Origin of the sequence: Paenibacillus silvae (assembly GCF_014639235.1) — a bacterium.
GTDB classification, from domain to species: Bacteria; Bacillota; Bacilli; order Paenibacillales; family Paenibacillaceae; genus Paenibacillus; species Paenibacillus silvae.
In genome coordinates this window covers 46,674-71,969 of sequence record NZ_BMFU01000011.1, presented here as the reverse complement: position 1 = coordinate 71,969, position 25,296 = coordinate 46,674, and the positions used below count along the sequence as shown (strand labels likewise).

Genomic DNA, 25,296 nt, shown 5'->3' with positions numbered 1-25,296 from the left:
TGTATGAAGCATACAAAACTATATAAGCGTCTTCTGTGCATGCTGCTGGCATGCACTTTTTTTATGCCTATAATCTGCATTAGTCGTGTAGAAGCTGCACCACCAGTTATGAAGGTTGAGGATGGCATGATTAAATTTGAAATAACCAGTACAGCGGCAACAGCCGCGATTCGTTATCGAACAGTGGGCTGGGTCGTTACGCGAGAGCAGGTTTGCTCAACAACAACTCCCAAGCAGTGTGGAGATCCACGAAGCAAACCCCATGCACTATTTATGGAGCAGGAGGTTCAACAAACAGGTCAATTTCCTAATCCAGCAGTACCAGGACAACCTTTAACATCCTATTATAAAATACCGGAGGATGTCGTAACACAGCGACTTTGGGCGGCAGGCATGGAGGGCATCAAGGATAACGATGACCTGTTCTTTTATGCAGTCATGGTATCTGTCAATGGTGATGGCTCGGTTAGAAAAGGACCATTTTATACATTGGGAGGGATTAAGGGAGCTGAGGGCTGGCGGGTTCCCGATGATCTCGATGATTATTTTGGCATCCATCTATACTACCGAAGTGCAGATTTTCCAGTAGATATTATTGCTAAAACAGTGGATGGCAAAATCATTAAGCAGCCCCAGGTCACCTTTCTAAAGGGCAAGTATAAAATTGGGGAGGAAATCAATCATGAATTCCCTGCTGTTATTGAAGATGGCGGTAAAACCTACACGATTGTCCGATCCTATATCTCGCCCAAGCAGGACAAGACGCAAAAGAAGTGGCTACAGGAAAATCCAGAAACCAATGATAAGGTGCGTATTCGGAGCTTTACCGTTGCCTTAGGCGGTTCAGACGTTATTGCAGAGTATTCCGAAAAAAATGAAGTTAAGGCGATTTATTTAACCAGCAGTGGCGAAAAAATTAAGGAGATAGACAAGGGCGAGTATGCTACTGGCTCAGAGGTGCAGCATACCTTTGAAGCTACGCTTACACATGAAGGCGAGGCCTATGAGCTGATTCGTTCCTACATTACCAACAATAATAAGCCTCAGGAGCAGTTATTCGTGCAGGAGAAGGGCGACAGCAAGCTACGAGAACGATCTATTCGTGTGGGTTCAGGCGGCTCAAACATCATCGGTATCTACAGGTCTGCCAATGGCGGAAAGGACGAGGAGCAGCCTGGGGCAACCAAGGAAGCGGAAATGATGAATCCTTCCGTCGCGGCCGTCATTCGGGCAGACACACGCGGAGCTGAGAAGTTTGATGTGCTACAGGGGATTCCGACATCAGAGAGTCTTTACGTACAGGCAGAAGCGAAATCCTATTTATATCGTAATAAGTTTTCAGAGGTAAAGGGGACGAAGTCTTACCCGATTACGGTTAGTCGTACGTATACACTGCAATGGACAGAAACCAAGCCGGGTCCTCCGGACAGTAAGGGTAATCCAACCACAATATCCGTCAGTCGCTCAGATACACAGACGGTAACCAATAGCTATACAGTCGAGCGAAAATATAGCTACTGGCTAATTAATCGCTTAGAAGTGTATGGGCTAGAGAAAGCTACCGTTTCAAATTATGCACTGCCTGCTGGTCAGATCGTACTCCAGCCGAAGGGCTATACGTTACCTACTGTAGATGCCACACATGCAGCAGATACGGCTGCTCATCTGACTGATCCCGTCTATCAGAATGTAACGCTGCCTGGCCAAACCCTACAGGGCGGTAGCAGTCGTCCAAGTGTCCCTAGTGAAAACTGGAATTCACAGGCGGAGGCAGCCATTTCTAAAATCAAGGTAAAGAATGATTCGCTGGTGTTCAACGGTCAAACGGTGATGGATAATCGTCAGACAGAGGAAGCCGCACCAGCGCCGGGAAGTATTCCTGCGCCATCCATGATTGGACAGAATGTGCTATATGGTCAGGGCTATATCATTGATGCAAGCAAAAGCAACAAGGTGAGTCAGCCAAGCGCAGGTAAGCTGGAATATAAGCTGGTCAAGGGGATTGGTGGTGGACAGGCCCAAGGCTTCCCGATTCAAGGCATCAATCCTGTAACCGTCCATACTCCCGTGGTTAATCTGGCATCCGTATCTGATGACAAGGCGCATAATCAGAAAACACAGCCAACTGCTGGACGTTCAGCACTCATTTTAAATCGTCCCTTCACCGTAGCTATTCCAACCAGCGGACAGCATCGGAGCATTACAGGTTATGGCAACCGCGATTATGCCAAATATATGCGGGACAAGCAAGTCTGGTTCCCATTTGATGTGTATCAGGCGGATCGGACAACGCTCATTCCCAAGGAAACCTGGACCTCCATTCCTGTTGGTGAGCTACAAACTGCTTTTTATTTGCCTACTTGGGTGGATGAAGGTAACTATAGTGTGCTGTTCCGAACGATTGCTGAAAACAGTCCGGCATCCTTCACCTCTCAAATGCATGCCAATCTGGACAATGCGCATCATGTTGCTACACAAGCCGTTGATGTAGAGGTAATTGGACGTATGTACGATTTTCGGATTACGGATATTGCCGATTATCAGTGGGAAACGGTGTTCCGTACAGCTAAAGGCAGTGCCACACCGACCGGAAGTAGCTACTGGGTTGGGAAAAATGGCATTGATGGTGCAGCAAGAGGGAATAACACTCCATTTGTGTTGCCGATTCGTCCGGGTAGTCACCCCGAAATAGGCAAAAAAAACATTGCGGTAAAAACAGGCTATCAGTTCAAGTTTGAGGTGAAAACACTCGGCAACATGTTCGGTTCAGGCGACGGCATTAAAATTACGCCTACCTTTTATTTTGTAGACAGTAAGGGGAAAAATCGGCAGGAGGTAGATCTATACTATCATTCGGGAAATACTCGCTTCATCCGAATTGGCTCTAGTGCAGATACAGAGCGAAGACAGGTGACGCTAGACACGCGCTTACGAAATATCTCCCAGCAGGAGCTAACGCAAACGGCTACCTCCCTATGGGCATTAAACGGTTTAACGGGAGATCAGCAGACGTATATTCGTCAATTTCTGAAAAATGCACAGCAGAACACCTATGTGGGCGGATACGATGTCATGCTGCTGCCGCCACAATTGCGAACCCTAATTGGTAGCACGAAAGCGCCATCAGGTGTGAATACGGCTCGCGTCCAAGCCTCGGTACAACGCTGGTTTGGGGAGTATAGTTTGCCTGCTGCACCTTATGTCGTACCCAAGGGCTTCAATATTGCTGAATACGGGCGCGCCCAACAGCTGGACGACAAATCTCCTATATTTCTTCGGAATGGTTATATAATCGTGAATTTTAAGCTGGAAACGATTCACAAGCAAAAGTTGAATGAGCCGCATTTGCAGTATAAGGATGCGCCGCTCAGCAATCAATGGCAACTGGAGGGCTTTCAGCGCAGCTTTGTTGATCCTTACGGGGCAGCCTTCTCCCTGCTGGATGGAGATGTTGTCTTTTATCATGCCAATTTATCCAGTTATGACGACTTTGGAACAGGAGGCACCCATTAACTACAACTGGGAGGAAGAACTATGGATGAAAAGCTGCAAGCCGCCGCACCAGAGGATGCGGCTTATTTTTATTCCGCATCTGCTGAGGAGGAAATTAGTCGAGCCTGTATTGGTCATTTGCGTGGTGATTTTGGGCGTTCAGGGGAAGAGTTTTGGGTCAACTGGTTCACGAGAAGCTCCCCCTATGAAACGTCTGCGTTTAAAGATGAGCTGGGCAAGGTATTCCAAGTAATGGGTGAACAGGAGGTATTGAAGAGTCGCCGTCATATGCTTCGCTTTTGCAGTCAGCATCCAGAGGCGCGTATTGGTGGTGCATGGAGTACAGATGTATACGGGTTCTCCATGCAAACCAAGGAGCACCGTTATTATTTACGCTGCTTTCCCTTTGCGGGCGATTACAACTTTTATGTGTATTGCTACCGTAAGGAGCACCTGCTGGAAAAGCCGCTAGCGAAAGGGTCAGAAGAACCAGCAGCATCACATAAAAAACTGCCACGCGGAGCGGAGCGTTAAAAGGGGAGGGGCGAGCATTGACTGCAAAAATGCAGCAAATGGTGAAGCTTTCTGCACAAACGGCTCGTAGCGTCACGGATGATCCTGAACAGTGGGGCGCTTTTTTGCGAACAGCAGCATGGAATTATAAGTATCCCTTTCATGACCAACTGCTCCTGTTTGCACAGCGTCCTGATGCAACGGCCTGCGCAACTATAGAGGTGTGGAATAAGCGCTTGGATCGCTGGGTAAAACGTGGAGCCAAGGGCATAGCATTAATTGAGGATCGGGGTAGCACACTTGGTCTTCGCCATGTGTTTGATATTTCAGATACGCAAAGCCGCAAGGCACAGGAGATAACACTTTGGCATCTCAGGCCAGACGACAACACTGCGATTGCCGAAACACTAAGCAATAGGCTAGACCAAGAAGGCGAATATGCCACCTTACCTGAATTACTTATCGCCACCGCAAAACAGGCGGTAGAGGACAATAGTGCCGATTATGTACAAGCAATAATGAAGGAGCTGGAGTTCAGCTTATTGGAAGAGCTGGAGCCATCGCATGTGGAGCTGTTGTTTCGCCTGAACGCACAGTATGCAGTAGGCTATACGCTGCTGACGCGATGTGGCTTTTCTGCCGCGGACTATATTGGAGAAGAAGAGCTAGCAGGTATTGGCTATTTTAATACCTTGCCTACCCTCTCTCAATTGGGGGCTGCCATCAGCGATGTGTCAGAAATGCTGCTGCGCGAGTTGGAATCAACCATTCGAGAGCAGCGACGAGTTGAACGTGCCTCCGTACAGCAATATAAGAGTCGCAGCCTTGCAAAACTAACACCGCTCCAGCACAATAAAGCTAACAAGACAGAAGGGAAGGATGAGCATGGAACTGACCTACACCCGTCAAGGGGACTACCTGCTTCCGAATCTGGCAATGCCAGAAGAGGTAACGCCGATTGGCAAGTATGGGATGCTGCGCAAAAGCTACCTTCAGACGGAGCAGATGGGCATGTACGCCAGTCTGATGTTATCGGGCAAGCTGCACGCTCATCTGACGGAGATCGAGCAGACCCTCCGCCAGCAACTCGAAGTCACTATGAATCAGCTTCTGCTGACGCAGCCAGCGCCAGACAAGGCGAGCGATCCGATGGCGTGGATGGCTCACATGAACAGCCTCAAGCAGCAGGCGGAGGAGCTTCTACTGCCGGAGCTGATTTACAGCTAAAATGGCATGATCGGAGAACGGAGGACAACAGTCTTCCGTTTTTTCATGATTGGAAGGCAATTAATGAGCTTCTGCGCACAGCCCCCTTGCGCGAGGATAAGGGTGCAATTGAACTATTTTTTGCTCAAAATGAGGATTGGCAAGCACAGCAACGTTATGTACGCAGTCTGTTTGAGCTTGGACAGTCGGAGCACGTGCTGGAAAGTGGACTTCGTATCGGCTATGAGCCTTATGCGAATGTCCTGCATCTGTGGACAGGTTTGGCAGAAGCACGAGAAGCACAGGGCTTCTATGATTGGGGCGTTATTGCCGAACATATTCAAAGCATGCTGCTTCTACAGGAGTTTCGAGAGCAGGCGACATCATTACCCACCGTTGAACAACAGCTATTATGGATGGAGGAAGCAGAGGCAGAAAAGGCCTCTGCTTTTACTTTGCCGCAAGCGGTCATAGATGCCATTTTACAGAAAGGAAGCAGCTTTGCTGATAGCAAGTATCGGATTGCTGCTCATTTTCAACAGCATTTATCTCCCAAGAAGCATGCCGATTTCTTGAAGCAGGAATACGGTGAGGGTGGTCGCGTACCCATTCTTACGGGTACAGACATAAGGGAATGGCATAACAGTAAGGGAATTACACTTGAGCGTGGCTTCAGCGGGAAGCCTGAGGACAAAATCACCTTGCCCTGGATGAAGGTACAAAAGCGCATTGGGGAGCTAATTGCGCATGGGCGTTATTTAACCCAGCAGGAGAAGAAGCAATTCCCCCTCTATCGGCAAAAAGAACAGGGGGAAACAGAGGTTGTTCATAATGAGGCTGAGACTAATAAAGCTAGTCAAGATACTGCTGATGATGAACAATATATCTATTCTCAGGGGGATACCGTATTTGAAGGTGAAACGGAGTATGAGATTGCCTTCTTCAACAAGGATTTTGTTCGACTTCAAGATGCAAACAGCCCCTACTATACAATAGATGTATCTCATGAGCAGCTTAAGGAGCTATTGCAAACCAACCCACTGAATGCAGATTTTTGGCCTCTTTTTGAAAAAGAGGCATTAAGATCCGTGGAAAGCGAAAAGAAGCCTGACGATGATTTACAGAGCTTGACAAGTCATATAAAGGATGGCAGAGAGACATCGTTTCACGATTTAAACCCTCTTTCATTAGGAGAGCAGAAGAAAGCAAGTCGTAGCTCAAGCAATCCCGCTCCAGACAATTTTCGTATTCAGGATCATGAGCTGGGGCAGGGCAGTACCAAGGTGAAATTTACTCGTAATGTAGCAGCAATTCAGCTTTTGAAGCAGGTGGAGGCGGAAAATCGTCAGGCGACAGCCGAGGAGCAGGAGATTCTTGCTCAATATGTAGGCTGGGGTGGGCTATCTCAGGCCTTTGACGAGGGGAATGCCCAATGGAGCAACGAATATGCCCAGCTAAAGGCGCTGCTGGAACCGGAGGAATACGAGCTTGCTCGCGCCTCTACGCTAAACGCCCATTATACCTCTCCAATCGTTATTCAAGCGATGTACAAATGCTTGGAGAGAATGGGCTTTCGTAGTGGTAATATATTAGAGCCAGCCTGTGGAACAGGTAACTTTTTGGGTCTTGTGCCGGAGTCGTTTCAGGATTCACGGCTATTTGGCGTGGAGCTGGACAGCATTACAGGCAGGCTAGCCAAGCAGCTTTATCCCGGTGCATCCATTATGGTCAGCGGCTTTGAGGAAACAGCCTTGCCAGATAGCTTCTTCGACCTCGCCATTGGCAATGTACCCTTTGGCGGCTATGGCGTTTCTGACAAAAAGTATGACAAGCATAAATTCCTAATTCATGATTACTTTTTTGCCAAAACACTGGACAAGGTACGCCCTGGTGGAATTATTGCCTTTATCACCTCAAAGGGGACGATGGATAAGCAAAGTCCGGCTGTTCGTAAATACATTGCTGAGCGGGCAGAACTGCTTGGTGCAGTCAGGCTGCCGAATAATGCCTTTCTCTCTAATGCAGGAACAGAGGTAACAGCGGACATTTTATTTTTGCAAAAGCGCGACCGCATGGTTGCAGTCAGTGAACAGAGCGTGGAATGGCTAGGTCTTGCTGAAACAGTCGATAGTGTACCGATTAATGCGTATTTTGTAGCACATCCTGAAATGGTGCTTGGCACAATGGTCTTTGATGACCGGATGTATGGAAATAAGCGAGAAACCGCCTGTCTGCCTCATCCCGACACCAGCCTAAGTGAGCTTTTAGAGGAAGCGATGCTGGGCATTCATGCAGAGTGGCAAGAATTAGAGCGCGAGGAGCTACCGGAAGAGCAGGATTTCTCTTTACCAGCTGATCCAAGCGTTCGCAACTTTAGCTACACGCTGGTGGATGGACACATTTATTTTCGGGAAAATAGCCGCATGCATCGGATGGATACCTCCATGACTGCTGCTGGACGTATTAAGGAGCTGCTTGCTTTGCGGGAAACGGTGCGCACACTAATGGACTATCAGATGGAGGACTATAGTGAGGCGGCTATTCGGGAGCAGCAGCAGAGACTCAGTGAGCAGTATGACCAGTTTACCAAGCAATATGGTCTGATTAACAGTCGAGCCAACAGTCTTGCCTTTTCCGATGATAGCGCCTATTTTTTGCTATGCTCACTAGAGATTTTGGATGAGGAGGGACGACTGCTTCGCAAGGCGGACATGTTCACTAAGCGTACGATTAAGCAGCAGTCTGTCATAGAACATGTGGATACGGCGGCAGAGGCCCTTGCCGTATCCATTGGGGAAAAGGCCTGTGTTGATTTGCCCTTTATGGAGAATTTAACAGGCTTCACAAGGGAGAAGCTGATACAGGAGCTGCAAGGCATCATATTTGCGAATCCAGAACGAACGGATGTCGAAGGCAATCCGATCTATGAAACGGCTGATGCTTATCTATCCGGTCATGTACGAGACAAGCTACGAGTTGCCAAGCAGTTTGCCGCATATGATGCGAGGTATGGTGAAAATGTCAGGGCGCTTGAAGCGGTGCAGCCGAAGGATCTGGATGCCTCGGAAATTGATGTGCGGATGGGTGCAACCTGGCTGCCAGCAGAGGATATTCGGAGTTTTATGTTTGAGCTGCTGGATACGCCCTATATGTTCCAGCAATCCATTCAAGTGCTTTATTCTGAGTATACAGCGGCCTGGAATATACGCGGCAAGAATGATGATCGCAGCAATAATATTAAAGCCAATATGACGTATGGTACAAGCCGAATGAGTGCGTACAAAATTATGGAGGATACACTAAACCTACGGGATGTGCGCATCTTTGATACGGTGGTTGAGGACGGGGTAGAAAAGCGGGTACTGAACAGACAGGAAACCGCAATCGCCCAGCAAAAGCAGGAGCGAATAAAGGAGTCCTTTCAGGAGTGGATTTGGAAGGAGCCTGAGCGAAGGGAACGATTAACACGACTTTACAATGAGCGGTTTAATGCGATCAGGCCGCGTGAATACGATGGCAGTCATATTCTTTTCAAGGGGATGAATCCCGAAATTGGACTGAGGCAGCACCAGATTAACGCGGTTGCTCGTGCCTTGTATGGAGGAAATGCGTTATTTGCACACTGCGTGGGTGCGGGCAAGACCTTTGCAATGACTGCGGCAGCGATGGAGAGCAAGCATTTGGGGCTATGTAACAAAAGCATGTTTGTTGTGCCCAATCACTTAATTGAGCAGTGGGCAGCAGAGTTCCTGCAGCTCTATCCCGCAGCTAATGTTTTAGTAACGACGAAGAAGGATTTCGAAACTAAAAATCGCAAGCGATTTTGCGCTCGGATTGCTACAGGGGACTATGATGCTATTATTATGGGTCACTCGCAGTTTGAAAAGATTCCGATTTCAACAGAACGTCAGCGTCAGCAATTGCATGATCAAATTGTCGAAATAACGAGTGGTATTCGGGAGTTGAAGGAAGCTAAAAGTGAGCGCTATGCGATTAAGCAGCTAGAGAAGACCAAAAAAACGCTTCAGGTCAAGCTGGAGAAGCTGAATGATACGAGCCGCAAGGATGATGTTGTTACCTTTGAGGAGCTTGGCGTGGATCGGCTGTTCGTGGATGAGGCTGATTCATATAAGAACCTGTTTTTATATACCAAAATGCGTAATGTGGCGGGTTTATCTCAAACAGAGGCTCAGAAGTCCTCCGATATGTTTGCCAAGTGTCGTTATTTGAATGAGCTGACAGAGGGACGTGGAGTTATTTTTGCAACGGGTACGCCTATCTCCAACTCCATTACTGAAATGTATACGATGCAACGCTACCTCCAATATGAGCGGCTACAGAGGCAGGGATTGCAGCATTTTGATTCTTGGGCATCCACGTTTGGTGAGACAGTTACCGCTATAGAGCTTGCGCCGGAAGGAACGGGGTATAGAGCGAAAACAAGGTTTGCTCGCTTTTACAATTTGCCTGAGCTAATGAGTATGTTTAAGGAAGTAGCGGACATTCAAACAGCAGATATGCTCCAGCTTCCTGTGCCAAAAGCATATTTTCATAATGTTGCTGTACCACCGAGTGAATTTCAAAAGAACATGGTAGCAGAGCTATCGGAGCGTGCAGAGAGGGTTCGTGCTAAGCAGGTTGAGCCTCACGAGGACAATATGCTTAGCATCACCAATGATGGGCGTAAGCTGGCTTTAGACCAGCGATTGGCTAATCCAATACTCCCTGATTATGAGAGCAGCAAGGTGAGCGCTTGTGCAAGCAACGTCTATCAGCATTGGTTGGACGGCTCGAAGGAGCGACTCACACAGCTTGTATTTTGCGACCTGTCTACTCCCAAAACAGACGGCACATTCAATGTGTATGATGAGTTAAAGCGTAAGCTGGTAGAAAAAGGTGTACCAGCTGAGGAAATTGCTTATATCCATCATGCCAATACGGATATGCAAAAAAAGGAGCTATTTACCAAGGTACGGGTCGGCCAAGTACGTGTTTTGCTCGGGTCAACCGCCAAGCTAGGCGCGGGTACGAATGTGCAGACAAAATTGATTGCACTTCATGATTTGGATTGTCCTTGGCGTCCACGAGATCTGGAGCAGCGTAGTGGACGAATTATTCGGCAAGGCAATCAAAACGGCGAGGTTCATATTTTTCGCTATGTCACGGAAAATACGTTTGATGCTTATATGTATCAGACGCTAGAGAACAAGCAGCGCTTTATCTCCCAAATTATGACCAGTAAGTCCCCTGTACGCTCTGCAGAGGATATTGATGAAACAGCGTTGTCCTATGCCGAGGTAAAGGCGCTGGCGACAGGCAACCCGTACATTAAGGAAAAGATGGATTTAGATATTCAGGTATCCAAGCTAAAGCTGCTAAAGGCCAATCATTTAAGCCAGCGATATACATTAGAGGATCGATTGCTCAAAATACTGCCTGTGCAAATTAAGTCCACAGAAGAAAAAATTGTGGGCTTGGAGAAAGACGTAGCATTGTTCAAAGAATCTTCTCAGAAATATGGGGATGACTCAGCCTTTCCTGGTATGGTTATTGAGGGAACTAGCTATACGGAAAGGGCAACAGCAGGCGTAGCCTTGCTGGAGGCATGCAAGAAAATGACATCGCCAGATCCACAGGAGATTGGCGATTATTTGGGCTTCAGCTTATGGCTGTCCTTTGATAGCTTTCAAAAGGAATATAAGGTAACGCTGCGCGGCATGCTTGGTTATATGGTTCCATTGGGAGCTGACGGTGGCGGTAACATGACACGGTTAAACAATGTGTTGTCCGATCTGCCAAGCAAGCTGCAATATGCTAGCCAGCAACTAACAACAATGTACCAGCAGGTGAATACCGCCAAGGAGCAGGTTGCCATGCCATTTGAAAAAGAGCAGGAGCTACAGGAGAAATCTAAGCGACTTGTCGAGTTAAACATCTTATTGAATATGGACAAACGAGAAAATGAAGGAGTAGATGCTACCCCGGATGAACAGCAGGAGTCAACTCGCAAGCCCCCTCATAGGGAGAGATAATTCGTTTGACACATTCGATCTCCTAGCCTGGCTTTTGTATAGTGGAGGCAGGGAGGAGTGTGTATGCATTGGAGCTATGGACAGAGCTATTAAAAATGGGCTTTAGTGAAATAGAAAATGAAGTGGTCAGTCGGCTGCGTGCAAATGAACCGGTATACCGTCAGCTAGGGGAGCAGCGCTCGCTTCTGTTACAGCAGCATCCGTTGCTCCAAAACGTATCGGAGGGCAATCGGGCCTTGTTTCCAAGTCAAGTGGACTATGAGGCTTGGCTACTCAGTAAAGCGCTTGGGGATGAGCTTGATCAGATGGAGCGAGCAGCCATTTACATGCAGGGACATGCCGACTGTTATTCTTACTTCAAAAAAATAGGTGTGCTCTAATCGTTCCAGCCAAGGTGAGTATATTCAACTATAAAGGATACAATGGTATAATGAAGATAGTTAGGAATGGAGTGAGAGGCCCATGCTGGAATTGCTTGATCCGCGTGTAGATGTTATTTTTAAACGAATCTTCGGCAGCGAGCATAACAAGGATGTGCTGCTGGCCTTTTTGAACAGCACCTTCCGCGAGGCGGGTGAATCACCACTGACTGAAATTGTGCTGCTTAATCCGTACACCGAGCCAGACAGTCCAAATGACAAGCAGTCCATTATGGACATTAAGGCGAAGACAGCCAAGGGCGAGCTGTTGAATATAGAAATGCAGCTGTTTAACCCATACCATATGGAAAAACGAACACTGTTCTATTGGTCTGAAATGTATTACCATCAGATACCTAAGGGCGGAAATTACAATACCTTAAAGAAATGCGTGACCATTAATATACTGAACTATTCCTGTCTGCCTAATGACCGTTACCATAGCGTATTTCATTTGCGAGAGGATCGCACTGGAATTAAACTGGTGGATGATATTGAAATTCACATTATGGAATTGACCAAGCTGAGCGAGCATGCGGCAGAGCTTGAAGAAGGCGGACTGGTGAACTGGCTGCTGTTTTTAAAGGGAGTCGATCAATCCAATTGGGAGGTGCTGACGATGAAGGAGCCGATGCTGAAAAAAGCGATGGATACACTGGAGTTTCTGAGCCAGGATGCAGCGGCACGCATGGCTTATGATGCTAGAATGAAGGCACTGAGCGATGAGCATTCTCGAATTGAGGGAGCCAAGACTGAAACCAGCAAAGAAATTGCGCTTCGACTTTTGGACAGAGGCGTGGACCTGCAAACCATTTCAGAGGCAACGGGCTTATCGGTTGCAGAAATTAAGGAATTGAGATAGTAAGCGAAAGAACGCTTTTCACCCTATTATTTTTATTTTATGGTGCAAATTGACGGCAGCCACAGCTACAGGGCTGTCTTTCTTTTTGTCCAAAATTAGATTAGGGGGTACGCTATGAGCTATGTAAGTAAGGAGCAAATTGAACAGGCGAAGCAGCTTGATTTGCTGACATATTTACAGATGTACGAGCCTTACGAACTGGTTCGCTGTTCTCGTAACGTCTACTGCACTCGAACCCACGATAGTCTGAAAATCTCCAATGGAAAATGGTTTTGGTGGTCGCGTGGATTAGGCGGTCGTTCCGCATTAGACTACCTCATTAAAGTCAGGGAATTAACCTTTCCAGAAGCCGTGCTTGCGTTAACAGGACCAGCTTCAATAGAAAGTTCGCATAGGGATGTTCAGCATGATGCCGTGACTTCTTCTAGTAAGGAATTTAAGCTTCCAGAGCGAAGTGACAGTAATCAGCGTGTCATTGCTTATTTAACCAAGCGAGGCATTGATCGTAGCGTCATAGATTTTTGTCTGGCATCTGGGAGGCTCTATGAAAGCCTTCCTTATCATAATGCTGTTTTTGTCGGGTTTGACCAGCAGGGCATTCCCCGCTATGCAGCTATCCGTGGCACAAGTAAAACAAAATATATGGGCGAGGTAGGGGGTAGCGATAAGCGCTACTCCTTTTCTATTGCGGCAAAAGAATATGGGCAAAATCTTCATTTGTTTGAGAGTGCGATTGATTTGCTATCTTACTGCACGCTAGAAAAGCTGAAAGGCTTGGATTGGAGGCAGATGCATTTGCTTTCATTGGGTGGTATTTACAAGCCTTCAGCGGGGAAGGGGCAGGCTGATGCTCCGGTAGCCTTAACGCAATATTTGAATACTCACATTGACATTAACCGTGTGGTTCTGCATTTAGATAATGATGAGCCAGGGAGGACTGCTGCATTCACCATTAATCGTTTGCTTTCCCCTGAGTTTTCTATTTCTGATGAAATACCGCGAAATGGGAAAGACGTAAACGACATGCTACTAGATTATCTGTGTCGGAGAAGAGAACAAATCAGGTTAAGATAGTTTGGCTTTGTGGGGAAATTAATGTCTATGAATAGAAGGAATGAATGATGGGATTTGTATTTTAACACACTCAAAGAAGGGTTGATTGTTGGTAAGTAACGAGTGAATTTCAAGAAGCAGCCTTCGCTTTTTTTCGGCAAGTGTTTTAAAAGAACAATGCGAGACGTATGTCTCGTGTTGTAGCAAGCACTGAATTTGGATATCCAAATTCACTTGTTAGGGGCAAAGCCCCTAAGACCCCAAGTCATTTTTTATGCTTGAGTGTTGTTTGTTTTGCTTAAAGAATATATTTTTTCACAAAATTTTCAAGGGTGAGATCAATGAGAAAACGTAGAGTTTCATTTGTATTGCGATTAAGTGAATCTGAGCATTCACATCTCATGAAGGGAGTAAAATCTACAGGCCTTCCAAGAGAAACATTTATTCGTTCTCTAATTCTAGGATATATCCCCAAGGCTAAACCGCCTCCTGACTACTACGCTATGATGCGAGAGCTTCATGCGATTGGAAACAACCTAAACCAGCTTGCAGCCAAAGCTAATGCAACTGGGCATTTGGATAGCATTTTTTTTCAACAGGAAGCCGACCGACTTCGGAAATCAGTCCAACATATCCAACAGGCAGTAACAGCTCCTGAAAAAGGAGCAAGCTAAGCTTTTATACGACATCATTTAAAAGGTTACCTTGAATTATTTTGTGAGGGAGAAGAGTTGTGTGATTGGGCTCTAAGCAGTTCAAATATAAATGTAAATATGAAATGTATTGGCTATTGCATTAGTAGAGATAACTACTGAACATCAATTATTTTTCTTATCATTATCTTTTTCAAAAAGCTTATTAATACTTGAACACAAGTAGCTAATGATTTCGATGTTGTGACCAGTTTGGGATTGATATGAAGGATGTGCAAACTGATTTCTCATTACCCTAATACCGTGATATATAGATTTTTCTGTTTCTGTTATAAGACCTATTTCAAATAACTTATCAATTTTCTTGCTCAGCTTATTAGGTACTTCAGTTTGACGTTCCTCAAGCTTTAGCTTAATTGCTAGCTCTAAAGCTCTAAAAGCGTAGTCATGAGCTACCGTAAAGAATGTCCAGTAAAGATACCCGTACATGTATAGTGCCTTAGCAGTCTCGAAAATCTCTCTAACATCAAGAGGGACTTTTTCAGATAATATGAGCTTGTTGGCTTCCTCAATGTAAGTGGCTTCTGTAACTGGAACACCATCGAGAGAAACAAATTGTAACGTGGGATTAGGTAAGTAATAATTTTCTTCTGTAATTATTTTGGGGAGGTTCATTGAAATTCAGTCCTTTCATTTACGAGTATTTTCAAATCGGGTGATACCCTTGCTTCAATATAACAATACCAATTCACACTATCATTCTAACATGGTGAATGTATTACGATTTATTGCTTTTGGAAAGTTCCGAGAGAAGAGGCATTAGAGTTTTAAGTGTCTTCTAACATGTATCATTTTTGCTTACGGCCCATTTTTTAATTTCTAACAGAATACTACTGTGATTTCTTTGTTTAGTTATTCTGAGTTCTGTCAGTTCAACTGAGGCACCATTCTAAATCACCATGATTGAGTAAGGAGGTGTCGCATTGGCAACAACAGCCATTTGGGATGTGACAGATCGGCTAAAGCGAGTCATTGACTACATTGCTAATCCTGAAAAAACAGATTTATCTCAAGAGATAGAAAGTGGCCTAGAGCAAGCCTTAAAATACGTACAGGACAGTGGCAAAACGGAAAAACAGCTATATGTGAGTGGAATCAATTGTGATCCGCTCACTGCCTATGAGCAGATGCAACGAACAAAACGACAGTTTCAAAAGACCGAGGGAATTCTGGCCTTTCACGGCTATCAATCCTTTGCACCTGGTGAAGCAACACCGGAAATTGCCCATGCTATCGGAATGAAGCTGGCACAGGAGCTATGGGGAGAGCGCTTTGAGGTGGTGGTATCCACTCATCTAGACAAGCAGCATTTACACAATCACTTTGTGCTAAATGCTGTTTCTTTTTTTGACGGTAAACGCTACTACGATAACAAAGCCTCTTATGCACTGCTCCGTCAAACCTCGGATCGGCTTTGCAGAGAGTATGCGCTGTCGGTTATTACACATCCTGAGCGTGGAAGGGCTGCACATTATGGAGAATGGAAGGCAGAACATGAAAATCGCCCAACCTGGCGAGGACTCATTCGTGAGGATGTAGATCAGGCACTGGCTACCGCGATGACTATGACGCAGTTTTTTTCGCAATTACAAAAGAAGGGCTACGAGGTAAAGACAGCGGCAAAGCATTGGGCAATCCGTCCTCCAGGTAAGCAGCGCTTTGTTCGTTTGCGTAGTCTTGGAGAAGCGTACACCGAGGAGGCACTCAAGCAGCGTATTCTTCAGAACAAAGCTCCTAAGCAAGCAATGCCAGCTCCACTACCACGAAAACGAAAGGGTATCCTGTACGGGAAAGTGGCTGGCAGTCGCAAGCTTCAAGGCTTACAGGGCTTATATGTAAAGTACCTGTATCAAATGGGCATTATTCCCTCCAATCGTAGGACAGCTAAAAGACCAACCTTTCGTTTGCGTGAGGATGTACGAAGGATGTCGCTGCTGACTGCACAAGCAAAGCTGCTTAGTGAAAAGAAGATTTCGACAAGGGAACAGCTTGAGCTTTACCTGTCTGAGGCGAGCATGCAGATGGAGCTGTTAAAAACGGGACGAAAGGGACTTTACCATCGAATTCGCCGCTGCAAGGATAATGAACAAAGGCTGAGCTACAAGGCGGACATAGCCGGTCTAACTAAGCAGCTTTCTGTACTACGAAGGGAGGTGAGGCTTGGCGAGGGAATACTGGCACGTTCCGCGGACATGCAGACTACGCTAAGGCAAGAGCAAGGAACATGGCGAAAGGAGGAGCAGAAGCATGAGCACCGAAGCAGAGGCAGCCAATCAGGTCGTGAATATGAGTCTGCGCAGCATCGAGGTGATGGCCAAAATTTCAGGAGAAGGCGCTAAGCACCTGGCTGTATATCTATTTGCAGCTTTGCAGGGGCAAAAGCGGACAAAGGGCAGCATTCGCTTGGAAAGTCTGCTACGCAGCGGCAAGGAGCTGAAGGTGTTTGCGGTCAGGAATGCGGATCTCGAAACCTTCTGTACGGAAGCAAAGCGGTATGGTGTATTGTACTGTGCGTTGCGCGACAAAAAAAATGTGGATGGCTTATGTGACATTATGGTTCGCGCCGAGGATGCTTCCAAAATTAATCGGATTGTAGAACGCTTTAAGCTGGCAACGGTAGATACAGCAAGCATTAAAAGTGAAATCGAGAAGTCACGGGAAACTGCCTCGCCGCAACAAGAGCAAGAACCACGAGATGAGGAGCACACCCATACACAGGAAGCAGAGGTAACAGCGGCTTCGGATGAGTTAGAGAAGGTGAATACGGAGGATTTTTTGGACGAGCTGATGGGAAAGCCTCAAGCACCGGAGGAAGCTCCAATACAGGAAGAGCAGCCGGTGATGAAGGAGCCAAGCATGGAGGAGAGAACCTTGGGGGAGAAGCCCTCCCATCTGTTAGAGCCTATCTCCGAACCCAGCGAGGCTACCGTAAAGGATATCCCTGATGCGCAGCCTGCAAAGGAGCCAGAACGAATCTCCATTCGACAGCTATTACGAGAAATTAGAGAAGAAAACCGTAAGGCCAATAAGGAGAAGCAGACGTTAGTGCATGAGGACCCACTACCCTCCAGAAAAAATCGCCAACCAGCAGGGAAGGCAAAGAGCACCAAGGGAAAGGGTGATGGAGGAAGAAAGCGAGGGAAGACGAAATGAGTGGGCTGGATGATTTATTCAGAGAAGAAGCATCTATTCCTTCAGCAACGAAGCGCGGCGATCAGGCCTTTAATAAAGAGGCATGGGTGCAAAAAAAGCAGGAGCTGCGGCAGTGGACGTATGACACCATAGATACGGCTTCACTACAAATTGCTCAAAGTGGGGAGGGCTTTCAACAGTATTTGGATGTGCAGAGCCGTTTTGACCGCTACAGTGTTGCTAACGCATTGCTCATTCTGGCACAACGGCCAGAAGCAACTCGTATTGCTGATTTTGAAGGCTGGAAGGAGCAGGGTGTATTTATCCGCAGGAAGGAAACCGGATTTTATATTCTGGAGCCAGGGGAGAGCTACAAGCGGGAGGATGGGAGCACGGCCATTAGCTATAACCCAAAGAGGATGTTTGATATTTCGCAAACTACGGCGCTTCCGAAACAGGAGCAGAACGTGATGCCTGATGAACGAGCAAAAATTAAAGCGCTAATTGAACGTGCGCCCGTTCCAATTACAATGAGCGACAGCTTGCCATCAGAGATGCATGCGTTGTATCAACCAGATACAAGAAGCATTGTCATTCGCCGCGGACTTGCTGCAGGCGATATTTTTCGTGCGCTAACACAGGAGCTTGCACATGCGGAGATGGATAAGGGCAACGGACAATACGCTCGTTCCGAAAGCAGCTTACAGGCGTATTGTGCAGCCTATATGCTGAGCAAGCAATTTGGATTTTCTACCAGTAGCTTTTCCTTTCAACGTGTACCTGAGCTGCTAGGTAAAATGGAGCCGCAGCAGCTTCGGAAAGAACTGACGTATATGAAGGAAGCCGCACAGCCAAGCATTGTCCGAATGAATCGCCAGCTCTCACAGCAGCAGCGACAAGCCAAGCGTTCAGAGCCTACTCGCTAGCTACAATCTTAAAACAGGAGGGAGTGCCTATGAAGGAGCAGCATGAACGGACGCTAAGCCTGGATCATTACGAGCATGGTATTGTGGTGCACGCACTGCATAGCTTACGTAATGATTTAATTGGTGAGAAGCGCCCAACAGATGCCGTCGATGATTTATTGTTAAAGGCCATTGAAGCCCCGTATCAAAAACAGAAGCGATGGAAACGCCATGAAGCGCGATAGAGCCGTAAGGAGTAACCTATTACTCTTTGCGGCTTTTTTTGTGCCCGTTGTTTGGTTGGCTTTACTGGCAGCGCCCGCCTTATCAGAGGGAGTGTTTGGTATCATTACACATTTAAATCAAGCGTTCCAGCAGCCATTTCATATTCAATGGGTAGAGGATACACCACGTAGCTTATTTATCTTTATCCTTTCCTATGGCTTGGGAGCAGGGATCTATTTGGCTTCACCTCGTAACTACCGCCGCCGGGAGGAGCATGGTAGCGCACGCTGGGGGAGGGCAAAAACAATAAATAGCAAATACCGCAGTAAGACACCAGAGCAAAACAAAATTTTAACCCAGCGTGTACGAATTGGGTTGGATGGACGAAAGCATCGTCGTAATTTAAATGTGCTGGTAGTCGGTGGCTCTGGTGCAGGGAAAACGCGCTTTTATGCAAAGCCGAACGTCATGCAGACGGCTACCTCCTATGTAGTGCTTGACCCCAAAGGGGAGATTTTACGCGATACAGGGCATCTGCTACGGACACAGGGCTATGACATTCGAGTCATGGATTTGATTAATCCTCATCGCTCTCATGGCTATAATCCATTTGCCTATTTGCAGGATGACAAGGACGTACTGAAGCTGGTCACAAATTTGATTCGCAACACCACGCCCAAGGGAAGTAGCACCAATGACCCGTTTTGGGAACGTTCTGAAACGGCACTGCTTGAAGCGCTCATTCTGTACCTGCTCTATGAAGCACCGCCAGAGGAGCAGAACTTTCCGATGGTGATGGAGATGATTGCAGCGGCAGAGGTGCGTGAGGAGGATGAAACCTATCAGAGCCCGCTGGATGAGCTATTTGAACGGCTGGAGATGCGTGACCCTGATCATCTAGCGGTGAAGCAGTATAACATCTTCAAGCTGGCTGCTGGAAAAACGGCAAAGTCGATTTTGATTGGACTTGGTGTACGGCTGGAAAAATTCAACCTGCATACGATAGCAGGTATGAGCTTGGTTGATGAATTGGGCTTATCCACGATTGGAACGAGAAAGACAGCATTATTTGCTGTCATTCCTGACAACGATAGCAGCTTTAACTTTATTGTAGGCATGCTGTATACGCAGCTTTTCCAAGCCTTAATGTATGAGGCTGATTATCGGCATGGAGGTCGCCTGCCTACGCATGTCCATTTTGTTATGGACGAATTTGCGAATGTTGCCCTGCCAGACGAGTTTGATAAGCTTCTATCCACGATGCGCAGTCGGGAGATTTCTGTATCAATCATTTTGCAAAATCTGGCGCAGCTCAAGGCACTTTATAAGGATAGCTGGGAATCCATCGTAGGCAACTGCGATGTGTTTTTGTATTTAGGGGGAAATGAGCAGTCCACGCATAAATACGTGTCTGAGCTGCTTGGTAAGGAAACGATTGATACGAATACGTATGGTCAGAGTAAAGGACGCAGCGGGAGCTACTCCATTAATTATCAGCAATCGGGACGTGAGCTGCTCGCTCCAGATGAGGTGCGGCTGCTGGATAACCGCTATGCACTACTGTTCATCCGTGGGGAGTATCCAGTACAGGACGACAAATACGATTTATTGAAGCATCCAAATATTCTCTATACAGCAGATGGAGAACAGCCACCCTTTAAACACGGAGGCACAGAGCATGCAAGGGATTGGCGCTCTATCACGCTGCATGAGGATGGAGAGTACGAGCTGCTTTCCGAGGAGGAAGTGGAGGCAAGTCTAGTAGACCAGGGAGGTAGAATGGCATGAAGGGAAACACGAAACGCAAGTGGCTGTTAGGACTGTACATCTTCACTGTACTTAGTGCGGTTTTTTCATCTGTTGCCTATGCAGCAGGTGATCCTATGTCCGCCGTTAATAATTTATCCAATTTCATTTTTGGCCTAATTAGGGCGATTGGCATGATTATTTTAGGCTTTGGTGTGGTGCAGGTGGGACTATCCTTTAAGTCACATGATCCGTCGCAGCGAGCTAACGGATTTTTGACCTTGGCTGGTGGAATTATCATTACCTTCACCAAGGAAATTCTGAATATTATCACTGGATAACCAGCTTAAAAGAAGGGGCAGGCCTTATATGCTTGCCCCTTTGCTTCTGGAAGGGAGGCAGCCTGTGTCTAAAAATAGCTGGATTGCTGAAAATTTAGAAAATGCTTTAGAAACCTGGAATGACAAAATGGCAGAGATTTGGACGCTGGTCACTCAATCCCCTACGGAGTTTAAAGGAGGGAGCGTTTGGCACGTCATTCTGGATATTCATGGTGGACTGCAGGCCACAGGCTTAGCACTGCTTGTGTTGTTTTTTGTCATTGGTGTAGTGAAAACGACAGGCAGCTTTGCTGAGGTAAAAAAGCCAGAGGTTGCCGTTAAGCTGTTTATTCGCTTTATTCTGGCAAAGGCGGTGGTTACCTATGGACTAGAGCTTATGCTGACGCTGTTTACCATTGTTCAGGGTATCATCTCGACCATGATGGCTCGTTCAGGCTTTGGTTCCGCGACTGCAGCTGCGTTGCCCAGTACAATAGCTCAAGCCATTGAAGAGGTGGGATTTTGGCAAAGCATTCCTCTATGGATTGTCACACTGCTAGGTAGCCTGTTTATTACAGTGCTGTCCTTCATTATGATTTTATCCGTATATGGACGCTTTTTTCGCATTTATTTGTATACAGCCATTGCACCAGTTCCACTTTCTTCCTTTGCGGGGGAGCCAAGTCAATCTATTGGAAAATCCTTTTTGAAGGGATATGCTGCGGTGTGCTTGGAGGGAGCCATCATCGTACTGGCTTGTATCATCTTTACAGCCTTTGCTGCTGCGCCTCCAGCAGTGGAAGAAGGTGCCGGGGCTATCACAATGGTATGGACTTATATTGGGGAGCTAATCTTTAATATGCTGGTGCTTGTAGGGATGATAAAGATGGCTGATCGTATTGTGAGGGAAATGATGGGGCTTTAAAAGCAGATCCATATGAGTTATTTAATTGCGCCAGGATGCGCCAAGAAATAACTTTAGCAGTGCCAGAGCATCCTTTCGCTGCTGCTCAGTACAATGCTTCAAAGCAGCCATAATTAAAGCTGTTTCATTATCCTCAGAAGGATTAGGTTCTGAGTTCAAGAGTAAATCATTGGGAGATAACTTGAGTAAGGAGCAAATACTCAGCATTGTCTCAATAGACATGCCTACCTGCCCACGCTCGATATTAGCACAGAAACGCGGAACCTTGCCGATTTTTTCAGCAAATTGCTCACGTGAAATTCCTAATACTTCCCGTTGTTTACGAATACGCTGACCAACCAGCTTTCTATCATAGTTAAGCATAATAGCACCTCCTTAATCCGACTTAATAGCCTGCATTTTCTATTATGAATGAGTGCACAATTGACTGACATGATTTTTAAAGTTACTATTTTTGTAACCTTAAAAGTCTAAAAATATAAGGAGGCTATGAATTGCTTGATCCACTTAAATTGTTAGAGGAAGAGCGCCGAAACCTAAACGTAATTGGTCAAAGGTCATTGGAGCAGTCAATTCCGCTTTTCAATAACGAGCAACTTCAAGTGCAAAGTCGGCTGGTCGATGAACTTCTCATGCAGTTGTATCGAGAAAAGAGGAGTAGAAAGTAGTCTTAGCGTAGAGGTGAGGGGGAAGCAGGGCGATGGGATTTCCACCGTGGTTTCGGCAAGCGATTCAAGGAAGAATGGATGAGGTTTCTGCGAGAATTGAGCATGATCCTGAATTAAGCTTTATTCGTGAGCAAGCAGATAAAGCCTTTGAAGCGTTATTTGCGGGAAAGGATATTGGACGTATGCCGGAGTTCTCTGAATGGGAGGACTGGCATCACCATAAGTATGGCATTATAAATGAACGATTGTATCTACAGGGGCTGAAGGATGGTATTCAGCTTGCTGCCACGCTGCTATGTCATTCCACTGGGTTTGATGAAGGCGAAGGATGTAGCCATACAGAGGAAAGGAAGAACAGTGACTAGTGAGTAGCTAATCGGGAGGGATGAAGGTGGAGGTAAAGATTAACCGGGAAATCCGGGAATATACGGAAAGCTTATTTTTTGGACTGTCCTTGCGGCAGTTCTTTTTTTCTATTCTGGCTGTTGGTGTAGCGATTGCTCTGTATTTTGGCTTGCGTAGGCAATTTGGCATTGAAACATTAAGCTGGATGTGTGTGCTGGGGGCTGCACCATGTGCGGCATTGGGCTTTATTAGGTATCATGGCATGACAGCAGAGCAGCTATTATGGGCGTATGTAAAATCCGAATTTCTTATGCCGCGGCGCTTAATTTTTTATTCCACAAATACCTACTATGAGGCGTTACAGGGAACGATTCAAAAGTATGAAAAAGAAGGAATGAAGCGCTATGATTAAAACGCTAAGTCGCATTCTGAAGCAGGATAAGGAAAGGTTCGTTATACCGAAAGGTGTTCAACAGGTAATCCCGATTCGCGCCATCTGGCCGGACGGGATTTTTTTTGTTGGAAACAAGTTTTCTAAATCCTATCGCTTTGAGGATATTAACTATGCCGTGGCATCTAGGGAGGATAAGGAGGAGATGTTCTTATCCTATTCAGAGCTGCTTAATTCCTTTGACAGCGGAGCAACAACCAAAATAACGATTCATAACCGCCGCTTGAACCAGGCTGATTTTGAAGGCTCTATGCTTATTCCATTGCGAGAAGATCCACTTGATCTATATCGGAAGGAATATAATCAAATGCTGATGGACAAGGCCGTTGGAGCACACGGAACGGTTCAGGAAAAATATATCACCATCTCCATCGCCAAGAAAAGCGTCGAGGAGGCGCGGCAATATTTCGCTAGGGTCACCACTGAGCTATCCGCTCATTTTGCTCGGCTTGGATCACGCTGCATCGAGCTAGATGCGGCAGATCGTCTGCAGATTTTTCATGACTTTTATCGAATGAATGAAGAAGCAAGCTTCCGATTTAGCTTACCTGAAACGATGAGAAAGGGACATGACTTTAAGGATTACATCTGCCCCGATACGCTGGAGTTTGAGAAGGATCATTTTCGCATGGGGGAGCTGTACGGGCGGGTTATTTTCCTTCGTGAGTACGCGAGCTATATTAAAGACAGTATGGTATCCGAGCTATGTGATTTAAATCGGAATTTGTTTCTATCCCTGGACATCATTCCAATTCCGACAGATGAAGCAGTTCGTGAAGTAGAGAACCGTCTTTTGGGCGTGGAAACCAACATTACCAACTGGCAGCGCAGGCAAAACAAGCACAACAACTTTTCTGCTGTCGTGCCCTATGATATGGAGCAGCAGCGCAAGCAGAGTAAGGAGTTCCTGGATGATCTGACTACACGCGACCAGCGTATGATGTTTGGACTGCTGACGATGGTGCATGTTGCTGAAAGCAAGGAGCAGCTTGATAGTGATACAGAGGCGATACTGACAACAGCGCGCAAGCACCTGTGCCAATTCTCCACCCTGAGCTATCAGCAAATGGATGGACTGAATACTGCATTGCCCTTTGGAGTAAGGAAGGTGCATGCGCTGAGAACGTTGACTACGGAAAGCACGGCAGTGTTCATCCCCTTTCGGGCGCAGGAGGTCATCCATCCCGAGGGCATTTATTATGGGCAAAATGTAATTAGCAAGAACATGCTCATTGCCAATCGGAAGCAGCTGCTAAATGGAAACAGCTTCATTTTGGGGGTATCCGGTTCAGGAAAAAGCTTTACTGCCAAGCGTGAAATCGTCAATCAGGTGCTCGCTACAGATGACGATGTCATTCTCATTGATCCGGAGCGCGAATATTCGGCACTGGTTGAGGCGTTGGGGGGCGAAACGATTCATATTTCAGCAACCTCGCCTAACCATATTAATGCGATGGATATGAACCGTCAGTATGGAGATGGAGCCAATCCAATTATTTTAAAATCAGAATTTGTACTTTCCTTATGCGAGCAGCTAATGGGAGGGCATCATTTGGGCGCAAAGGAAAAATCGCTTATTGACCGTTGCACAGCCAGTGTATACCGAAGGTTCCTGCAAAACAACTACAAGGGAGATCCACCTACGCTGCAGGATTTTAGAGCAGAGCTGCTCAAGCAAGCCGAGCCCGAGGCTCAGGATATTGCATTGGCAATTGAGCTGTTTACTGCTGGCAGCTTGAATACCTTTGCGAAGCCAACCAATGTAAATGTGAACAACCGTCTCATTTGCTATGACATTCTGGATTTGGGAAAGCAGCTACTGCCAATCGGGATGCTGGTGGTGTTAGATAGCATTCTTAATAGAATCTCGCAAAATCGGGCAAAAGGGAGAAATACCTTCATCTTCATAGATGAAATCTATCTGTTGTTTCAGCATGAATATAGCGCCAATTTTCTGTTTACGCTCTGGAAGCGAGTCAGAAAATATGGCGCTTTTTGTACGGGAATTACACAAAATGTGGACGACTTATTGCAGAGCCACACAGCTCGAACGATGCTGGCTAACAGCGAATTTATTGTAATGCTGAATCAGGCAAGCACGGATAGAAGGGAATTGGCAGAGCTTTTGAATATTTCTGATTTGCAATTGTCCTACATTACAAATGTAGATGCCGGGAACGGTCTTCTAAAGGTCGGCAGCTCATTAGTGCCATTTACAGATAAATTTCCACGCCATACAAGGCTGTATAGCTTAATGACGACCAAACCAGGTGAGTAAAAGTTCAATTA

19 protein-coding genes are annotated in these 25,296 nt (G+C 46.4%); 17 read left to right on the top strand and 2 right to left on the bottom strand.

The genetic code is table 11. The features are described from left to right. Positions 1-3 precede the first annotated feature (3 nt). From IEW26_RS24780 to IEW26_RS24750, 7 genes are all read left to right on the top strand, one after another. Positions 4-3,513: a DUF5704 domain-containing protein gene (locus IEW26_RS24780; protein WP_188594314.1), complete on the top strand. Its 3,510-nt coding sequence runs from the start codon at positions 4-6 to the stop codon at positions 3,511-3,513. Between the two features lie 21 nt (positions 3,514-3,534). Then, positions 3,535-4,026: a hypothetical protein gene (locus tag IEW26_RS24775; protein WP_188594313.1), complete on the top strand. Its 492-nt coding sequence runs from the start codon at positions 3,535-3,537 to the stop codon at positions 4,024-4,026. 17 nt (positions 4,027-4,043) lie between these two features. Further along, the gene (locus IEW26_RS30875; protein WP_229730021.1) at positions 4,044-11,243 is read left to right on the top strand and encodes a helicase-like domain-containing protein; all 7,200 of its coding nucleotides are present in this window, start codon (positions 4,044-4,046) and stop codon (positions 11,241-11,243) included. Between the two features lie 68 nt (positions 11,244-11,311). After that, positions 11,312-11,623, top strand: coding sequence for a DUF6664 family protein (locus IEW26_RS24765; protein WP_188594312.1), 312 nt, complete (start codon positions 11,312-11,314; stop codon positions 11,621-11,623). Positions 11,624-11,705: 82 nt separating this feature from the next. Continuing rightward, on the top strand, positions 11,706-12,524 hold the full coding sequence (locus IEW26_RS24760) for an Rpn family recombination-promoting nuclease/putative transposase (protein WP_188594311.1): 819 nt from the start codon (positions 11,706-11,708) through the stop codon (positions 12,522-12,524). Positions 12,525-12,638: 114 nt separating this feature from the next. Beyond that, positions 12,639-13,598 carry a DUF3991 and TOPRIM domain-containing protein gene (locus tag IEW26_RS24755; protein ID WP_188594310.1) on the top strand — a complete coding sequence of 320 codons (960 nt, stop codon included), beginning with the start codon at positions 12,639-12,641 and terminating at the stop codon, positions 13,596-13,598. Positions 13,599-13,918: 320 nt separating this feature from the next. Further along, entirely contained in the window at positions 13,919-14,251 is a 333-nt protein-coding gene (locus IEW26_RS24750) for a plasmid mobilization protein (RefSeq protein ID WP_188594309.1), read from the top strand. A gap of 144 nt (positions 14,252-14,395) precedes the next feature. Here IEW26_RS24750 and IEW26_RS24745 read toward each other — a convergent pair whose 3' ends face one another. After that, positions 14,396-14,905: a DUF4145 domain-containing protein gene (locus tag IEW26_RS24745; RefSeq protein WP_188594308.1), complete on the bottom strand. Its 510-nt coding sequence runs from the start codon at positions 14,903-14,905 to the stop codon at positions 14,396-14,398. Between the two features lie 308 nt (positions 14,906-15,213). Here IEW26_RS24745 and IEW26_RS24740 point away from each other — a divergent pair, with 308 nt between their 5' ends. From IEW26_RS24740 to IEW26_RS24710, 7 genes are all read left to right on the top strand, one after another. Next, on the top strand, positions 15,214-16,629 hold the full coding sequence (locus IEW26_RS24740; protein ID WP_188594307.1) for a relaxase/mobilization nuclease domain-containing protein: 1,416 nt from the start codon (positions 15,214-15,216) through the stop codon (positions 16,627-16,629). Beyond that, positions 16,538-17,443, top strand: coding sequence for a PcfB family protein (locus IEW26_RS24735; RefSeq protein ID WP_188594306.1), 906 nt, complete (start codon positions 16,538-16,540; stop codon positions 17,441-17,443). Before IEW26_RS24740 ends, IEW26_RS24735 begins: the two co-directional genes overlap by 92 nt. Then, positions 17,440-18,348, top strand: a complete 909-nt coding sequence (locus IEW26_RS24730; protein ID WP_188594305.1) for a hypothetical protein — start codon at positions 17,440-17,442, stop codon at positions 18,346-18,348. The genes IEW26_RS24735 and IEW26_RS24730 overlap by 4 nt, the downstream gene beginning before the upstream one ends. Before the next feature lie 29 nt (positions 18,349-18,377). Next, positions 18,378-18,572 (top strand): hypothetical protein, encoded by a 195-nt coding sequence (locus tag IEW26_RS24725; RefSeq protein ID WP_071639619.1) that lies wholly within the window; start codon positions 18,378-18,380, stop codon positions 18,570-18,572. A gap of 217 nt (positions 18,573-18,789) precedes the next feature. Beyond that, complete coding sequence (locus IEW26_RS24720) at positions 18,790-20,340, top strand: VirD4-like conjugal transfer protein, CD1115 family (RefSeq protein ID WP_229730020.1); 1,551 nt, start codon at positions 18,790-18,792, stop codon at positions 20,338-20,340. Continuing rightward, positions 20,337-20,639, top strand: a complete 303-nt coding sequence (locus tag IEW26_RS24715) for a glutamyl-tRNA amidotransferase (RefSeq protein ID WP_188594303.1) — start codon at positions 20,337-20,339, stop codon at positions 20,637-20,639. Before IEW26_RS24720 ends, IEW26_RS24715 begins: the two co-directional genes overlap by 4 nt. 64 nt (positions 20,640-20,703) lie before the next feature. Continuing rightward, complete coding sequence (locus IEW26_RS24710) at positions 20,704-21,543, top strand: VirB6/TrbL-like conjugal transfer protein, CD1112 family (protein WP_229730019.1); 840 nt, start codon at positions 20,704-20,706, stop codon at positions 21,541-21,543. 21 nt (positions 21,544-21,564) lie between these two features. On the opposite strand, the gene IEW26_RS24705 is transcribed toward IEW26_RS24710, so the two are convergent. Next, the gene (locus tag IEW26_RS24705) at positions 21,565-21,906 is read right to left on the bottom strand and encodes a helix-turn-helix domain-containing protein (RefSeq protein ID WP_188594301.1); all 342 of its coding nucleotides are present in this window, start codon (positions 21,904-21,906) and stop codon (positions 21,565-21,567) included. Between the two features lie 337 nt (positions 21,907-22,243). Between IEW26_RS24705 and IEW26_RS24700 the strand changes: the two genes are divergently transcribed. From IEW26_RS24700 to IEW26_RS24690, 3 genes are read left to right on the top strand one after another with little or no spacing between them, the layout of a single operon-like run. After that, entirely contained in the window at positions 22,244-22,576 is a 333-nt protein-coding gene (locus IEW26_RS24700; protein ID WP_188594300.1) for a hypothetical protein, read from the top strand. A 26-nt stretch (positions 22,577-22,602) separates the two neighbouring features. Beyond that, complete coding sequence (locus IEW26_RS24695) at positions 22,603-22,968, top strand: PrgI family protein (RefSeq protein WP_188594299.1); 366 nt, start codon at positions 22,603-22,605, stop codon at positions 22,966-22,968. Continuing rightward, a complete protein-coding gene (locus tag IEW26_RS24690; RefSeq protein WP_188594298.1) occupies positions 22,961-25,285 on the top strand; it encodes a VirB4-like conjugal transfer ATPase, CD1110 family in 2,325 nt (774 codons plus the stop codon). The genes IEW26_RS24695 and IEW26_RS24690 overlap by 8 nt, the downstream gene beginning before the upstream one ends. Positions 25,286-25,296 lie beyond the last annotated feature (11 nt).

Bases quoted from the DNA above. Each gene is read 5' to 3' on its own strand.
- IEW26_RS24780 (WP_188594314.1), top strand. From the start codon at position 4: ATGAAGCATACAAAACTATATAAGCGTCTTCTGTGCATGCTGCTGGCA.
- IEW26_RS24775 (WP_188594313.1), top strand. From the start codon at position 3,535: ATGGATGAAAAGCTGCAAGCCGCCGCACCAGAGGATGCGGCTTATTTT.
- IEW26_RS24760 (WP_188594311.1), top strand. From the start codon at position 11,706: ATGCTGGAATTGCTTGATCCGCGTGTAGATGTTATTTTTAAACGAATC.
- IEW26_RS24755 (WP_188594310.1), top strand. From the start codon at position 12,639: ATGAGCTATGTAAGTAAGGAGCAAATTGAACAGGCGAAGCAGCTTGAT.
- IEW26_RS24750 (WP_188594309.1), top strand. From the start codon at position 13,919: ATGAGAAAACGTAGAGTTTCATTTGTATTGCGATTAAGTGAATCTGAG.
- IEW26_RS24745 (WP_188594308.1), bottom strand. From the start codon at position 14,905: ATGAACCTCCCCAAAATAATTACAGAAGAAAATTATTACTTACCTAAT.
- IEW26_RS24735 (WP_188594306.1), top strand. From the start codon at position 16,538: ATGAGCACCGAAGCAGAGGCAGCCAATCAGGTCGTGAATATGAGTCTG.
- IEW26_RS24730 (WP_188594305.1), top strand. From the start codon at position 17,440: ATGAGTGGGCTGGATGATTTATTCAGAGAAGAAGCATCTATTCCTTCA.
- IEW26_RS24725 (WP_071639619.1), top strand. From the start codon at position 18,378: ATGAAGGAGCAGCATGAACGGACGCTAAGCCTGGATCATTACGAGCAT.
- IEW26_RS24715 (WP_188594303.1), top strand. From the start codon at position 20,337: ATGAAGGGAAACACGAAACGCAAGTGGCTGTTAGGACTGTACATCTTC.
- IEW26_RS24705 (WP_188594301.1), bottom strand. From the start codon at position 21,906: ATGCTTAACTATGATAGAAAGCTGGTTGGTCAGCGTATTCGTAAACAA.
- IEW26_RS24700 (WP_188594300.1), top strand. From the start codon at position 22,244: ATGGGATTTCCACCGTGGTTTCGGCAAGCGATTCAAGGAAGAATGGAT.
- IEW26_RS24690 (WP_188594298.1), top strand. From the start codon at position 22,961: ATGATTAAAACGCTAAGTCGCATTCTGAAGCAGGATAAGGAAAGGTTC.